The 14,311-nt window shown below is 63.5% G+C and carries 12 protein-coding genes, 1 tRNA gene and 1 pseudogene; 8 read left to right on the forward strand and 6 right to left on the reverse strand.

Annotation, left to right across the window (positions count from 1 at the left end; all coding sequences use genetic code 11):
* Positions 1 to 231 precede the first annotated feature (231 nt).
* Together MYSTI_RS26330 and MYSTI_RS26335 are read right to left on the reverse strand one after the other, a co-directional pair.
* Entirely contained in the window at positions 232 to 603 is a 372-nt protein-coding gene (locus MYSTI_RS26330) for a hypothetical protein (RefSeq protein ID WP_044281404.1), read from the reverse strand.
* 233 nt (positions 604 to 836) lie between these two features.
* Positions 837 to 1,659 (reverse strand): IS5 family transposase gene (locus MYSTI_RS26335; protein WP_420811508.1). Its coding sequence is split into 2 segments (ribosomal slippage): positions 837 to 1,310 and positions 1,312 to 1,659, totalling 822 coding nucleotides; the frame shifts between segments, so codons are not numbered across the junction.
* A gap of 241 nt (positions 1,660 to 1,900) precedes the next feature.
* On the opposite strand from MYSTI_RS26335, the gene MYSTI_RS26340 reads away from it, so the two are divergent.
* The 4 genes and pseudogenes from MYSTI_RS26340 to MYSTI_RS44855 all read left to right on the forward strand — a co-directional run bounded on the left by MYSTI_RS26340 (position 1,901) and on the right by MYSTI_RS44855 (position 7,847).
* Positions 1,901 to 2,464, forward strand: coding sequence for a P-loop NTPase family protein (locus MYSTI_RS26340; protein ID WP_015350847.1), 564 nt, complete (start codon positions 1,901 to 1,903; stop codon positions 2,462 to 2,464).
* A gap of 1,160 nt (positions 2,465 to 3,624) precedes the next feature.
* On the forward strand, positions 3,625 to 3,789 hold the full coding sequence (locus MYSTI_RS43925; protein ID WP_015350848.1) for a hypothetical protein: 165 nt from the start codon (positions 3,625 to 3,627) through the stop codon (positions 3,787 to 3,789).
* 1,321 nt (positions 3,790 to 5,110) lie between these two features.
* Positions 5,111 to 6,272, forward strand: a pseudogene (locus MYSTI_RS26350) (IS3 family transposase).
* Between the two features lie 63 nt (positions 6,273 to 6,335).
* Positions 6,336 to 7,847 carry a DEAD/DEAH box-containing ATP-dependent helicase gene (locus MYSTI_RS44855; RefSeq protein WP_015350852.1) on the forward strand — a complete coding sequence of 504 codons (1,512 nt, stop codon included), beginning with the start codon at positions 6,336 to 6,338 and terminating at the stop codon, positions 7,845 to 7,847.
* Between the two features lie 28 nt (positions 7,848 to 7,875).
* On the opposite strand, the gene MYSTI_RS43285 is transcribed toward MYSTI_RS44855, so the two are convergent.
* Together MYSTI_RS43285 and MYSTI_RS43290 are read right to left on the reverse strand one after the other, a co-directional pair.
* A complete protein-coding gene (locus MYSTI_RS43285; protein ID WP_015350853.1) occupies positions 7,876 to 8,394 on the reverse strand; it encodes a hypothetical protein in 519 nt (172 codons plus the stop codon).
* 487 nt (positions 8,395 to 8,881) lie between these two features.
* A complete protein-coding gene (locus MYSTI_RS43290; protein WP_144370151.1) occupies positions 8,882 to 9,202 on the reverse strand; it encodes a hypothetical protein in 321 nt (106 codons plus the stop codon).
* A 52-nt stretch (positions 9,203 to 9,254) separates the two neighbouring features.
* Between MYSTI_RS43290 and MYSTI_RS41985 the strand changes: the two genes are divergently transcribed.
* A complete protein-coding gene (locus MYSTI_RS41985) occupies positions 9,255 to 9,761 on the forward strand; it encodes a tyrosine-type recombinase/integrase (protein ID WP_015350854.1) in 507 nt (168 codons plus the stop codon).
* 40 nt (positions 9,762 to 9,801) lie between these two features.
* On the opposite strand, the gene MYSTI_RS26365 is transcribed toward MYSTI_RS41985, so the two are convergent.
* Positions 9,802 to 9,887, reverse strand: a tRNA-Leu gene (locus MYSTI_RS26365).
* A gap of 325 nt (positions 9,888 to 10,212) precedes the next feature.
* Between MYSTI_RS26365 and MYSTI_RS26370 the strand changes: the two genes are divergently transcribed.
* The 3 genes from MYSTI_RS26370 (at position 10,213) to MYSTI_RS26380 (ending at position 13,424) form a co-directional block, all read left to right on the forward strand.
* Positions 10,213 to 10,491 (forward strand): hypothetical protein, encoded by a 279-nt coding sequence (locus MYSTI_RS26370; RefSeq protein WP_015350855.1) that lies wholly within the window; start codon positions 10,213 to 10,215, stop codon positions 10,489 to 10,491.
* Positions 10,492 to 10,630: 139 nt separating this feature from the next.
* Positions 10,631 to 12,445 carry an ABC1 kinase family protein gene (locus MYSTI_RS26375; RefSeq protein WP_015350856.1) on the forward strand — a complete coding sequence of 605 codons (1,815 nt, stop codon included), beginning with the start codon at positions 10,631 to 10,633 and terminating at the stop codon, positions 12,443 to 12,445.
* Between the two features lie 13 nt (positions 12,446 to 12,458).
* Complete coding sequence (locus MYSTI_RS26380) at positions 12,459 to 13,424, forward strand: acyltransferase domain-containing protein (RefSeq protein WP_015350857.1); 966 nt, start codon at positions 12,459 to 12,461, stop codon at positions 13,422 to 13,424.
* 7 nt (positions 13,425 to 13,431) lie between these two features.
* Here MYSTI_RS26380 and fabD read toward each other — a convergent pair whose 3' ends face one another.
* Complete coding sequence (gene fabD, locus MYSTI_RS26385) at positions 13,432 to 14,307, reverse strand: ACP S-malonyltransferase (protein ID WP_015350858.1); 876 nt, start codon at positions 14,305 to 14,307, stop codon at positions 13,432 to 13,434.
* Positions 14,308 to 14,311: the final 4 nt, after the last annotated feature.

Consider the following 14,311-nt stretch of genomic DNA (forward strand, 5'->3'; position numbering starts at 1 on the left):
TCCCCCGAGCACGAGGTGCCCTGACGTGAGGGGTTGTGGGAGTCGCAGCGGTTGCACATCCACTCGGGGTGAGGACCCTCAGCGTGCCGCGTTCCTCATGGGCCGATGCGCGCTGGGGCAGCGTGCTGCGAAGAACGCGCTCCAGGACCGGTGCACTCACCCGCGCCATGGCGGACTGAGCACACAGTGAATGGGAGTCTCTGGAGCGACACCGAAGGCACGAAGCAGAAGCTACAGCTTCGGGCCATACATCGACCCTTGCCTGACAATGATCTGGGTACACTCTTCGTTCTCATTCCACAAGAACGCAACCAGGCTGGTGTCGTTGATCGACTTGATCGCCTCCAACAAATACTGATTCGTCGTGCGGCAGCCCCGCTGGACCCCTTGTGCATTCTGAGCATCACACGTGCCAGAGATTCCGCTGGCAGTTGCTACGATCTGGCACGTCAGATACTGGATGGAGTCTGACGAATTTCGAGCGCCTCCCATGGTCGCAGAGGCAGTGCGATAGGTCGTGCTGATGTCGACCTGATGGTCGGTCTTGACTCCGGCAGCAGCCAATCCACTCGACAGAAGAACAGCCAGCGTCACGATGCGCATCGATTGCATATTTCCTCCGGCCTTCGCGATCTGTCATTCGAGCCAATACCCAGACACAGGACAGCACTGACAAGGACGAACCTGCATCTCTGACTCGCGCTCAAGTCTTCCCCATTCCGAGTGCATGTCAAAAAAGCCGATTGCCCATTCGTGCGCTCTTTGGGCTGCGTCCAGAATTCGCACACAACTGAAGGTGAGCTTGCCCGGGTTCTGTGGACAGGTGGGTTAAGAGCCTATTTCGGTAGGAGCGAGTGGAACCAGGTGATGATGCCCAGCACGAAGTGGAGCATCGCGACGTAGGTGTCCTCTCGCTTCTCCCAGCGCACCAGCAGTCGTCGGAAGCGGTTGAGCCAGGAGTGGGTCCTCTCAACGACCCATCGTGGCGAAGGGCGGCGATGCCGTGCACGCTTGGGGTTCGGCTGGGAGCGTCGTCTTGGCGTCCGGAGTGTTAAGCCATATTCCTTGGCCAACTCACGGATGGGCCTGAAGGCGTACCCCAGGTCGACGCACAGCGTCTGACGATGGCGCCGGCTCGGAAGGGGACGTCGGACTGGAATCGATTCAAGCGTGGAGCGAGCCAGCTTGAAGTCGTTCGTGTTGGCGCCAGCGACCACGAGGCCGAGGGGGACGCCGCGCGAGTCCGTCAGCAGGCTTCTCTTGGTGCCGCCCTTCGCTCGGTCCGTAGGGTTGGGGCCGGTTTCTTCCCCCACCCAGCGGCGCCTTGCCCTGGGTGCCATCCAACGCGAGCCATCGCCAATCAATCCGCGCCAAGCCGTCGTAGGCCATCAATCCTTGACGCCAGAACTCGCGGAAGACGCCTGCGGACAACCACTCCCGGAAGCGCCTGTAGGCGGAGGACGGATGGCACAAGCCAGTGGCCTTCAGCGCGCCCCACTGCATCCCCGTGCGCAGCACCAAGAGAATCCCATCCAGGGCCTTTCGGTCCGGCACTCGCGGATTGTGACACCCCAGTGGGTGCTCCGGCCGAGCCGGGAGCAAGGGCTCGATGCGTCGCCACAACTCGTCTGGCACCCGCCATCCGTCGTCCTTCTTCACTACCCCATGGCCGTGTCCTCCTGCCTCTTCAACCCGGCAGGAGGCCGACCTTCTTCCCTACCGAAATAGGCTCTAAGACCCGGAGCTGATTGCCCGTTGGTTCTCTCGACGGCAGGAGTTCAACCGAGAGCTGCGCGAGCGTCTCAAGCATCCCGCCGAGCACTTGGACTCGCCCGGTTTGCTGATGCGTGCCGCGATTCGCCCTCACCAGCCCCCCCCCCTATGACGGGGAGCTGCCGACATGGCGCGCGGCGTCCTGGCCTGCCTGGGGGAGATTCACAAGCGCGTGGCGCACGTCACCGAGGCTGTGTGGCCGAGCGACTTCATTGTACAGGACGCGGCGAAGTGGGCGCTGCGCAAGGGGCAGCCGGGAATCGTGTGGGTTGGGTTTCCGGAGCTGGGCGAGCGCATCGCAAAGGCGGCGGGCGTGCCGTTCTTCGGTGGAGGCCCGGAAGCGTCGGCGACCATCAGCCGAGAGAGCGGGAAGCGGCCCACCATCGTATCGCAGCGGGCGCACGGAACGGGGAAGAGCCTGACGATGTTCTCACGGATGCTGTTCGTGAATCCACCGGCCGACGGCGCTGCATGGGAACAGACCATCGGCCGGTGTCATCGACAGGGGCAGCTCGCCGACGAAGTGGAGGTAGAGCTGTACCAGCACACCGACGAGCTAGTCGGGGCCCGCCAGAAGGCCCTCGACTTCGCCCGATTCATCGAACAGATGGAGGGCACACCGCAGAAGCTTGGCTTCGCCAATCAAAGTGGCCCTTCGCTAGATCTGCGCTTGTTTGCCCCTCGTGGGTGATACTCAGTGCCGCACAATCACGTGGCGCTACTTCTTTGGGCCAACGGTCGATAGGTTGCTCACTCCGATGTACGTACAGGTCCCAGTCGAGTCCCATGTGAAATGAATGTAGCTGGAGTCGGTAAGTGACTTGATCGCCTCCAACAGAAACTGGTTCGTTGTCTGGCAAGTGACCGCTGCAAACTGTGGATGCCGCGCCGTGCAAGAGCCAATAAGTCCGGTCGGATATGCTTGGAGGGTGCAGCTTAGGTGCTGACTGCTGTCCAGCGAGTGTCGCGTTCCAGGGAGTGAGCCCATGGCCGACCTATTGGCATGGTCAATCACCACCTCTGGATCGTATTTCTCACCCGCAACAGCGATACCGCAAAACATCAACACGCCAAGAGCAAAAACAGGACGCACCAGCTCCATATTATCCTCCCGTTGGCACACCACATACGACAACGTCGATCTAATCTCAAAGATCGCCGAACAAGACAATTCCTGCCAAAGCCCAGATCGCAGCTCATGCCAAACGACCATCCCCTACGGCCACACGGGACTGGACGCTATTTCTTCGGACCAACGGAGGACAGAAAGCCAACATTGATGGCCGTGCATTCTCCCGCGTGATTCCAGGAGAAAGACAAGTGACCGGAGTCAGTGATCGATTTGATGGCCTCTATCAAGTACTGATTCTCCGTTCGACAATTGATGTCTGCGTGCCCAGTAGCCTTGGCCGTGCAGACGCCAGTTAGTCCAGTTGGAAGAGCCGTGATCGAACAGCCGAGAAACATGTTGCTGTCGCTTGAGTGCCGGACTCCAGGCAGGGACCCGTAGACGGTCATTCCTACATAGTCAATGTTTAGCTCCGAATCGTATCTTGCCCCTGCCAATGCAACTCCGGAAAACAGCAGCACTCCGAATACACCAACGACACGCATCGCGCGCATGCCGCTCTCTTGGTGTCTCCTGTATTGGACCACTTGAATAGCGCCGGAGCTTGCATATTCGCGCAATTCAACTCAAACGAACTTTTCGCTCACTGTCTGCATTTTCACATAAACACGGCTGCTGACTAGTTCCCGGAGACCTTGGGCCACTCCCAGAATCCGCACCATCTACATGGGGCCACGGCACGTCGTCGCTGGCGCAACCCAAGCAGAGAGCCCCACGTACAGATGAACAACGCACTGACGAAGATTGCCACCGCCCAGCCCTCGACGAGTGGCCGCTACCCGCGATTCGGAAACTACCTGCTCGAAGTCGCGGTCATCCGCGTCAAGGAAGGCTTCAAGGGGGACTCGCAGGCGAAGTGGAGCAGAATCAGCATACCGACGAACTAATCGGGGCCGCCCAGAAGGCTCGCGACTTCGCCCGCGTCATCGAGCAGACTGAAGGCACGCCGCAGAATCTGCGCCTTGTGACCTAAACCTACCGCTCGTGCTGGCAGGTGCAGGCATCCCGGCATTACAGTTTCGGGCCATAGACGGACGAGAAGGTGGCCTCAATTCTAGTGCATGTGTCGTTCTCGTCCCAAGTGAAGTAGATATGGCTCGTGTCTTTGATTGACTTAATTACCTCCAATAAGTGCTGGTTCGTCGTCGTGCATCTGCGCTGAATTCCATTTGCATCGCGAACCGTGCAGTAGCCATGTAGACCGCTGGTTGTTCCCTGAAGGGCACACAGCATGAACTGGGCTCCATCTGGCGAGTTCCGAGCTCCCGCCATAGTCGCATAAGCCGAACGCCCCGCGATGTCGAGCCCCACAGGGGCGTCAGCCTTGAATCCTGCAATAGCCAGCCCACCAGCAAGCAGGCAGCAGGTTGCAATCGCAATTTGCCTTGACCTCATCTCTCCTCCCGTATTGTAGAACTGCGCTCCGGCGTTTTCGTGAGCATTGATTGGATATTGTGCCGGAGCAAAGCCGAAGAAGTAAAGCGTCAGAAAGTGGCTATATGGTTGTCGCCGGACGCATTGGCGACTTTGGCCTTGTTCCTGGGTCACTTTCGGAAATCGCACACTCTATATTGGGCCGCGGCATGTCGTCGCTGGCGCAACCCAAGCCGAGAGCCCCAGCTAGATGAACAACGCACTGACGAAGATTGCCACCGCCCAGCCCTCGACGAGTGGCCGCTACCCGCGCTTCGGAAACTACCTGCTCGAAGTCGCGGTCATCCGCGTCAAGGAAGGCTTCAAGGGAGACAGCGCCATTTCTGAGCTGAAGGTTCGTGAGTCCGCGCCGCTGGCGGGCGGTGAGGCCCCCAGTCGAGCGGGTGAGACCGTCGACTATGTCGAGAACCTCAGCGATCAGAAGAAGGGCGGCGGCGGGCGATTCAAGTCGTTCCTGATGTCGCTCGTCGGAGGCGACGAGTACGAGTTCGCCAACCCCGTCGTGCTGAAGAAGTTCGTCGACGAGCGGCAGGCGGGCACGCACCTCCTGATTCGGTGCGAGGTCTACCCGAAGCAGCTTCCCGCGAAGGTGGGCTTCCCCGGCAAGGTCCTCAACGGCTATCGCTGGTCGCACGTCGAGCTGAACGAGAAGCAGCTCGCGCAGGTTGAGCAGGCCCGCAAGGCCAGCAAGCTCCCCGCGCTCGCTGACGCGCTGGCCTGTGGAGTTGCGTCAGTTTCGTTGAGTCCGTTCAACTGTGGGAGAAGGACGCAACGATGCCGAAACCGAAGCCTCCATACCCTCCGGAGTTCCGGGCCAGGATTGTCGAGCTGGCCAGGGCAGGGAGAACAACCAGGAGCCTGGCCGAGGAGTTCCAGGTCACCGACGCGACGGTGCGCAATTAGGTGCGTCAGGGCGAGGTGGACGAGGGCACACGCCAGGATGGGCTGACGACGGACGAGAAGCAGGAACTGGCGAGACTGCGGCGCGAGGTGAAGGTGCTGCGGGAGGAGCGGACATCCTCTCAAAAGCCGCGGCCTGGTTCGCACAGGAAGGCGTCGGGACGCCCAAGAAGCGTTCCGATTCGTGAGCGAGAACCAGGCCGAGCATGCAGTGGCGACGCTGTGCCGGGTGCTGGGTGTCACCGAGGCGGGCTACTACGCCTGGAAGGGACGCCCTGCCTCGAAGAGGGCCGTGGAGGATGAGCAGCTGACCGAGAGCATCCGTGGCATCCATCAGATGTCGGACAGCACGTATGGCGCGCCCCGAATGCGAGCGGAGCTGGTCGAGGAGCACCAGGTGAAGGTGGGGATGCGGCGAGTGGCTCGCCTGATGCGGGCCGCTGGCCTGGTGGGAGTCAGCCGGCGGGCATGCTGCGTGACGACGAGGAGAGATGAGGTGGCGCGGCCCGCGGCGGACCTGGTGAAGCGAAGATTCGAGGCGAGCAGGCCCGACGAATTGTGGGTGGCAGACATCACCTACATCCCAACGTGTGCGGGATTCCTCTACCTGGCTGTTGTCCTCGACGTGTGGAGTCGCAAGGTCGTGGGGTGGGCCATGGCCACGAATCTGAAGGCGGAGCTCGTCATCGCCGCGCTGGACATGGCGATAGCCCAGCGCCAACCCAGGGACGTCATTCATCATTCGGACCAGGGGTGCCAATACACCTCACTGGGCTTCGGGCAGCGCTGCGCACAAGCTGGCGTGCGTCCCTCCATGGGCAGCGTCGGTGACGCGTACGACAACGCCCTCTGCGAGTCCTTCTTCGCCAGTTTGGAGTGCGAACTACTCGACCGCCGGACCCTCCGGACTCATTCAGAGGGACGGATGGCTGTCTTTCAGTACATCGAGGGCTGGTACAACCTGCGACGGAGACACTCCGCACTCAGCTACCAGTCCCCGGCTAACTATGAGAAGAGGTACCGAACGGCGGCTTGACCCACGAAGCCGCCGGGACTCAATGAGACCGGTGTAACTCCAGACCTCCTGCTGCCGCTCGTCATGCCCGAGTGCAAGGTGGCCGTGTTGCTCCTGCCCTCCAGTCTCCGCGCGCAGATCGTCGAAGTGGACTGGCACTACTACGGCGGACACTGGCGGCTTCCCAACCTCGCAGGCGGCAGGTGGTTCCGGCCTGGCCTGCCAGCGCTCCACGTCATCAGCTACGAGAAGTTCTCCACCCAGGAAGGCACCGACCTCCTGACGCGCATTCGTCCGGACCTCATCGTCTGCGACGAAGCCCACAAGCTGAAGGACCCGAAGAGCGCGCGAACAGGCCGCTTCTTGCGCTACCTGAAGGAACACCCCGAAACGCGCCTCGTGGCCCAGTCGGGCACGCTGGCGACGCGCTCACTCAAGGACTACGCCCACCTCGCGGAGTACGCGCTGCGCAACGGGAGCCCGCTCCCCCTCAAGCCCCACGTTGTCGAGGAGTGGGCTTCGGCGCTGGACCCGGGGCATGTCGTCGCGCCACCTGGAGAGCTGCTCAAGCTCGTAGACCCTGCCCATCCGCTGGAGTCACTCGAAGGGGAGAGCGAGGTCGAGCGCGAGCGCCGTCGGGTGCGTGATGCCTATCGACGGTGGCGCAACGCAACCGCGGGCGTCGTGGCCACTGACGAGAGCGCCGTCAGCATGTCCCTCACCATTCGCACCAGGGACCCGGGCAAGGTGCCCGACGAACTGCTCGCCCACATCCAGGCGGCATTGGGTGGGCAACGGCCGGATGGCGAAGAGTTCGTGGACGAGCTGCAACGGGTGACGTGCGCGCGGCAGCTCGCGAGCGGCTTCTTCCACCGCTGGCGCTATCCGGACGTCGGGGGCGTGCCGCAGGACCCGGAGCTGATCCTTCGGTGGTTCTCGCGGCGACAGGAGTTCAACCGGGAGCTGCGCGAGCGCCTCAAGCGTCCCGCCGAGCACCTGGACTCGCCCGGGTTGCTCGTGGTGCCGCGATTCGCGCTCACCAGTCCCCACCTGCCGACGTGGCACGCGGCGTCCTGGCCCGCCTGGGGGGAGATTCACAAGCGCGTGGCGCACGTCACCGAGGCCGTGTGGCTGAGCGACTTGATTGTGCAGGACGCGGCAAGGTGGGCGCTTCGCAAGGGGCAACCGGGAATCGTGTGGGTCGAGTTCCCAGAGCTGGGCGAGCGCATCACAAAGGGGGCGGGCGTGCCGTTCTTCGGTGGAGGCCCGGAAGCGTCGGCGACCATCATCCGGGAGAGTGGGAAGCGCTCCATCGTCGCTTCGCTTCGGGCTCACGGCACGGGCAAGAACCTGACGATGTTCTCGCGAATGCTGTTCGTGAACCCGCCAGCCGATGGCGCCGCATGGGAACAGTCCATCGGCCGGTGCCACCGACAAGGGCAGCTCGCCGACGAAGTGGAGGTGGAGCTGTACCAGCACACCGACGAGCTAGTCGGGGCCTTCCAGAAGGCCCGCGACTTCGCGCGCTTCATCGAGCAGACGGAAGGCACGCCGCAGAAGCTGTGCGTTGCGAACTATGACTGGGCAGCGGTCTAAGAGCGTGGCGACACGCTAATTCTTCCTTTCACTCGTATCCCTTGTCGGTCGGCTCCTGACCCGGGGGAGGCACGTACGGCGAGGGGCTTCGGCGGGGCGAGCAGCTATGAGGCTTCGGCGGCGGGCCACCAGACACACTGCAGGACTTGTTCAGAGCCTTGAGTTTGCCTTCCGAGTTGACGACCTTGCATTCCAATTTCTGGGATTGGCAGTCGGACTCTTCGGTGCCAGGCTTCTTAACGCAGAGTCTGTACTGCTCGATGCACGCATTATGGCACGCTATGTGGAGGCTGGCAGGGGTGTAGTCAACGGGGCCGGTGGCGTTGGGAGGGGCGAAGATCTTGAAGGGGTAATTCTTCTTTTTGGTCGGATCGGTTTGGCAGGACACAGCGGGGGCGTCCACTCCGCCCACGGGGTTTGAGAATCTTACGCAAAGGCTGGGGGCTCCCTTCGGCGGGATGCACTTGTCGGGCGGATCGGCAGCGAAGGCGGGAACAGCTACGGAAAACGCGAACACGGCGGCCAGATACATCAGAATCTTCTTCATCAATCATCCTCCGTAAACTCTTGTTCGGAAACACATCCCGCGCCATCCGTATCAGAAGAGGAATAGGATTTCAGAAACTCCCGAGAGACATGTTTTCGTTGATTCAATCCTGTGGGGGCGCCGGGAAACTACAGCAACAGCCATGCCAAAGCACCAATACGTGCGTCAAGAGTAACTCAAGAGACAGGAGCATCATAAAACACGCGTTCTTGGCGCGTCAGATGCGGGGGCTGACACGTCAACGGTCCTTGTGACGCGACTCGCCGCTGAGATTCGGGCGCTGCCTGTTCGAAGTCGAGGCCATCGGCCGGTGCCACCGACAGGGGCAGCTCGCCGACGAAGTCGAGGTGGAGCTGTACCAGCACACCGACGAGCTAGTCGGGGCCTCCCAGAAAGCCCGCGACTTCGCCCGGTTCATCGAGCAGACAGAGGGGACGCCGCAGAAACTGCGCCTCGCATTTCGAGGCTAATTAGTGCATCGCCAGTTCTAGCGCTTCAGTGTTTGTTGGCTCTTCTCCACAAAATCCTTTAGATACTCCCGCGTTTTTTGCTGTCTCAGCACTGGGTCTTTCTCAAGCGAGATGGCCCCCATCAAAACCATCCCCGACAGTGGGACCGATGAGATGAAATCCATACCAGGATGGGAGACGACGTGGCGAAAATACGTCAGATGAATGAGCAAGTAGCGAAGAAATGCATCCAGCCTATCCTCCCCGCGCTCCTGAATTGCATATCCAAGCAGAGTGCCTTCAGCGCCAGATCCACCAAAACCATCAAACAGCGACGGCCCCCATCTCTGCTCACTCACGCAAGACGAAGCAGAGCGCCTGATCGCCGCCGCCGAGCCCGAGTGGAGAGCAATGCTTGTGACAGCACTCCACACAGGCATGCGGCGCGGAGAACTCATTGCGCTTCAATGGGACTCCATGTACCTCGTCTCAGGCCGGATCATAGTGAAGCGCAACGTCTGGCGAGGAACCTTTGGCAGCCCAAAGGGGGGACGCCCAAGGGAAGTGCCTCTCAATGACGTTGTCCTCAATGTCCTCAAGGCGCATCGGCATCTTCGTGGACCGTTCGTCTTCAGTGACGCGACGGGGGCTTATCTCAAGAACGACACGTGCAGGAACGCCATACTCCGGACCTTCAAGAGAGCAGGACTCCGGCCTATCGGGTGGCACGTTCTGAGGCACTCTTTCGCTAGCCATCTGGCCATGGGCGGCGTGCCGCTCAAAGCCATCCAGGAGCTGCTGGGTCATGCATCCATTGAGCTGACCATGCGCTACGCCCATCTCAGTCCCGACGTGAAGAAGGACGCGGTGCGCATCCTGGAACAGCACGGAAGGGGCACACTGAGGGCACATGGATAGAGACCAGAGAAAAGGTCTCGTGGTTTCAACCAGTTAGAAATGCACGAGCCGGGAATCGAACCCGGACGACCCTTACGGGCCAGCGGATTTTAAGTCCGCTGCGTCTGCCTGTTCCGCCACTCGTGCCCAGTAAAATCCGGACCTTACCGGTACCCCTGTCCCCCAGGACGACTCCCATCTGTTCTATCCTACACGAAGCCCTCCCCCAAGCGCATTGACGGCGGGAGGCGCCTTCACTCCGCACGGGCGCCTGCGCATCGGGTCCAGAGGCCGCATGTCTGGCCAGACGCCCCCTCGACAGCCAGCCACTCGGGGCTTGATCGACTCAGACATCCCCACGACCCACCCACCTAATCACAACCAGACCAGCACATCGACAGCGCGGGACTCCGACGCTGTGGCATCATCCTGACGCCGTCCTCACCTCAAGAAGCCCATTCCTGGAGGTTCCATGCGTCTACGATTGATTCTGGGATTCGCCCTCGTCGCGGCACAACTGGGTTGCGGCGGAGCGGAAGCCCCCTCTGAGCTGGCCACTCGCGAGGACCCGCTCCTGCGCTGCGCCACCGACCACTACATCGTCTTCTACAGCGATGCGTCCCACACCACGGAGGTGGGCACCGAGTTGTGTGTCTGTGACCGCACGCCGGCTCGCACGGGCACTCGGTCTGCCTACCCGGATGTCGTCTACTCCTACGAGTGTTCCGGGGCTCGGGCCACCACGCCCTGACGCCCGACGTCTTCAAGACAGGCCTTGCGGCACCTGGAGCAAGCGGCCCCTTCGCTCCGCCGTGGACTATTGAACGTCCTCCCCCGCAGGGCCTGTCCGCCTTTCTCGGAGCATCGACCACCTTCGGTACGATGACCCGATGCGCGTGTCACGGCTCAAGCTGCTCGACCCGGACCTCGTCCCCACGCCCCTTCGTGAGCGGCTGCCCCACTCCGTCGAAATCGCCGAGCTGACGCTCAACATGGAGCGCCGCCGCCGCGTGGTCCTCAAGTCCCTCATGTCCATGTGGGGCAAGCTCTCCAACCCCGTCCTCACCTCCCCCGCGGAGCGAGGCGCCATCGTCCGCAACACCCTGGACGCCCTGGGCGGCGTCTTCATCAAGCTCGGCCAGCTCCTCGCGCTGCGCAATGACCTGTTCCCCACCGAGTTCTGCCTCGCCCTCTCGGACCTGCATGACCGCGCCACCGCCTTCCCCCCCGGCGTCGCCCGGCGCTACCTGGAGGAGGCCTTCGGCCGGCCCCTCGAGTCCGTCTTCTCCGAGTTCTCCCCCGTCCCCGTCGCCGCGGCCTCCATCGGCCAGTGCCACATCGCCCGGCTGCGCCAGGGAGGACACCTGGTCGCCGTCAAGCTCCAGCGCCCCGATGCCCCCTCCATGTTCTGGCGCGACCTGGACCTCTTCCAATCACTGCTCGGCCCCTTGAGCCTCCTGCCCTCCTCCGAGCTGTTCAACTGGGAGGACGCCCTGTGGGAGCTCCAGGACATCGTGAAGGAGGAGCTCGACTACCGCTACGAGGCCGCCGCGCTCGCCACCTTCCGCAAGAAGCTGCGCAAACACGAGAACATCTACGTCCCCCAGGTCTTCACCGAGTGGTGCCGCCCCAACGTCATCGTCCTGGAATACATCCCCGGCGTCTTCATGAGCGAGCTGCTCCACGTCAAGGAGACAGACCCGGAGAAGGTCCTGCGCTGGCAGCGCGACAACAACGTCGACCTGGAGGTGGTCGGCCGCACCCTGCTCCAATCCCTCTACCGACAGATGTTCGAGGAGCACCTCTTCCACGGGGACCTCCACCCCGGGAACATCGTCCTGCTCAAAGACAGCCAGGTGTGTCTGATTGACTTCGGCTCCGTCGGCCGCCTCGACATCGACTTCCTCGACTCGTTCCACGGCTACATGAAGGCGCTCGCCGAGCGCGACTTCGAGACCGCCATCCTCAACATGCTCTCCACGTCGGCGAACCTGCCCAACGTGGGCATCGACTCGATTCAAGCCGAGCTCCTCAACGCCTTCCGCACCTGGCACCGCAAGACGCTCGTCCCCGACCTCCCCCATCACGAGAAGTCCGTCCAGGCGCTCGGCGACTACATGCAGCCCGTGCTCCACCGCTACCGCATGAGCATGAACTGGTCCTTCCTCCGGATGAACCGCGCCTTCGGCACCCTGGACATCGCCATCCAGAAGCTCCTGCCCACGCTCGACCACCCGTCCGAGATGAAGCGCTACCAGAAGGGGGCCCGGAAGCGCGCGCGCAAGAAGGCCTGGAACGTCCGGCCCTCCGTGCTCGCCATGATTCACAGCGGCGCCATCCTCCGGCACCGAGAGGAGGCGAGCCTGGCCCTCACCCACGCATCCAGCCTGCGCCGCGTGGAGCAGTTGGGGCGGCTTCGCTTCAAGTCCTCCCTCACCAAGGGGGAGTTCCTCATCCTGTCCACCATGCGGGCGGTCCAGGTGGGCGCGGTGGTGCTCGGACTGGTGCTCCTGGCCTTCTGGCTGGCCTGGCAGGGCCCGCTGCCCCTGGACCTCCTCACGGGGGCCTCCGAGTCGCCCGCGGGCTCGCAGTGGGGCCTCCCGCGCTTCGCCTGGTGGGAGGGGCTGCTGCTCCTCGCCCTCTGCGGCAAGGCCTTCCTGAGTGCCAACCGGGTCGTCACCCGGCTCCACGAAACCGTCACCTGAACGAGGACGCACCATGCGCATCGACTCGGGCGAGATTGTCTTTCTCTTCGGAGGACAGGGCTCCCAGCTCTACCGCATGGGCGAGGAGCTCTACCGCCAGAACCCCGTCTTCCATCACTGGATGGAGCGCGGCGACGCGGTCATCCGGCGAATCACCGGGCGCTCGTTCCTCCACGAGCTCTACGAAGCCCCGCACCGCATCAGCGAGGACTTCGACGACCTGGAGCTCACCCACCCGGCCATCTTCGTCTACGAGTACGCGCTGGCCGCCTCGCTCATCGACGCCGGCATCCGCCCCTCCGCGGTGCTGGGCGCGAGCCTGGGCGAGGTCGCCGCGTGCGCCATCGCGGGCGCCTGCACCTTCGACGACGTCCTCCCGGCCCTCGGGCAACAGGCCCTCGCGCTTCAGCGAGGCTGTCGCGCGGGCGGAATGATGGCCCTCATGGCGGACCCCGCGACGTTCAACGAGTCCCCCGTGCTCCCCCGCCGCTCGGCGCTCGCGGGCATCCTGGGCCCCACGCACTACGTCATCGCCGTCCCCGACATGTGGATGGAGGACGTGGAGGCCCACCTGCGCGCCCGGAAGTTCCTCTACAGCCTGCTCCCCGTGCGCCAGCCCTTCCACTCGCCCTGGGTGGAGCCGCTGCCCGCGGGCGCGTCCGCCGCGCTCCTCCAGGTCCCCTTCTCGCCTCCGCGCATCAAGGTCTTCTCCAGCCGCACCGCGGGCCAGGTCCTCGCCCCCGATGCCTCGCACCTGCTGCGCGCGGCGCTGGACCCGATGCGCTTCCGCGACGCCATCCTCGAAGTGGAGACCCTGGGGCCCTCGCGCTACGTGGACGTCACCCCATCGGGGACCCTCGCGAACCTGGTCACCGCGAACCTCGCGGGCTCCGCGTCCACCGTGCTCGCCGTGGGCTCGCCCTTCGGCCGGGAGGCCACGGGACTGGCGCGGGTGCTCTCCAAGCTCCGCGCCGCCTGAGCATTGCTCAAGCCGTGCGAGCCCTGGCCGTCGGCGTCCGCCGCAGGATGCTCTGGATGAGCGGCGTCAGGACCTTGGCGGGGCCCAGTTCCTCGAACCTCGGCTCCGGCTGGCGCGCGAGCCACTGGATGGTCTCCGTCCACCGCACCGCCTTGCTCATCTGCCCGGCGAGGCAGGCGTGAATCGCCTCCGGTGCGTAGGGCGTGGCGTGGAGGTTGGAGACCACGGGGAAGTCGAGTGAGGAGAACTCGAACTGCGACAGGAAGCGCGCGAACTCCTCCTCCGCGCTCCGCATGTAGCGCGAGTGGAACGCCGCGCTGACCTTCAAGCGCACCACCTGATGCGCGCCCGAGGACAGCAGCGCCGCCTCCACGCGCTCGAAGGCGCTCGCCGCTCCGGAGACCACCGTCTGGTCCGGTGAGTTCAGGCTGGCGATGTCCATCTCCTCCTGCCCCACGTCGCGCAGACACCGCGTCACCTGCTCCTCGGGCAGCCCCACCACCGCGGCCATCACCCCGCCATCCGCTCGCCCCATCAGCTGGCCTCGTCGCTGCACCAGACGCAGGCCGGTGATGAAGTCGAAGGCCCCCGCCGCGAACAGCGCGTTGTACTCCCCCAGGCTGTGCCCCACCGCGAAGTCCGGACGCGCCCCCTCCTTCTCCACGGCGCGCAGATACGACAGCGCGTTCACCACGAAGAGCGCGGGCTGAGTGAACTCCGTCCGGTTCAGCCGCTTCTGGGAGTCCTCCAGACACAGCTCCTCGATGGAGTAGCCGAGGATGGCGTCCGCGAAGGCCACCTCGTGGGGGAAGGCTCGGAACAGCTCCGCGCCCATGCCCACCGCCTGCGAGCCCTGTCCCGGGAACACATAAATCCTGGTCATGACC

Source organism: Myxococcus stipitatus DSM 14675 (genome assembly GCF_000331735.1).
In the GTDB taxonomy this organism is placed as follows: Bacteria; Myxococcota; Myxococcia; order Myxococcales; family Myxococcaceae; genus Myxococcus; species Myxococcus stipitatus.

What these genes read in the sequence shown, in the direction of transcription:
- MYSTI_RS26330 (WP_044281404.1), bottom strand. Translation starts at nt 603, where the DNA reads ATGCGCATCGTGACGCTGGCTGTTCTTCTGTCGAGTGGATTGGCTGCT.
- MYSTI_RS26340 (WP_015350847.1), top strand. Translation starts at nt 1,901, where the DNA reads ATGGCGCGCGGCGTCCTGGCCTGCCTGGGGGAGATTCACAAGCGCGTG.
- MYSTI_RS43925 (WP_015350848.1), top strand. Translation starts at nt 3,625, where the DNA reads ATGAACAACGCACTGACGAAGATTGCCACCGCCCAGCCCTCGACGAGT.
- MYSTI_RS44855 (WP_015350852.1), top strand. Translation starts at nt 6,336, where the DNA reads ATGCCCGAGTGCAAGGTGGCCGTGTTGCTCCTGCCCTCCAGTCTCCGC.
- MYSTI_RS43285 (WP_015350853.1), bottom strand. Translation starts at nt 8,394, where the DNA reads ATGAAGAAGATTCTGATGTATCTGGCCGCCGTGTTCGCGTTTTCCGTA.
- MYSTI_RS41985 (WP_015350854.1), top strand. Translation starts at nt 9,255, where the DNA reads ATGCTTGTGACAGCACTCCACACAGGCATGCGGCGCGGAGAACTCATT.
- MYSTI_RS26370 (WP_015350855.1), top strand. Translation starts at nt 10,213, where the DNA reads ATGCGTCTACGATTGATTCTGGGATTCGCCCTCGTCGCGGCACAACTG.
- MYSTI_RS26375 (WP_015350856.1), top strand. Translation starts at nt 10,631, where the DNA reads ATGCGCGTGTCACGGCTCAAGCTGCTCGACCCGGACCTCGTCCCCACG.
- MYSTI_RS26380 (WP_015350857.1), top strand. Translation starts at nt 12,459, where the DNA reads ATGCGCATCGACTCGGGCGAGATTGTCTTTCTCTTCGGAGGACAGGGC.
- fabD (WP_015350858.1), bottom strand. Translation starts at nt 14,307, where the DNA reads ATGACCAGGATTTATGTGTTCCCGGGACAGGGCTCGCAGGCGGTGGGC.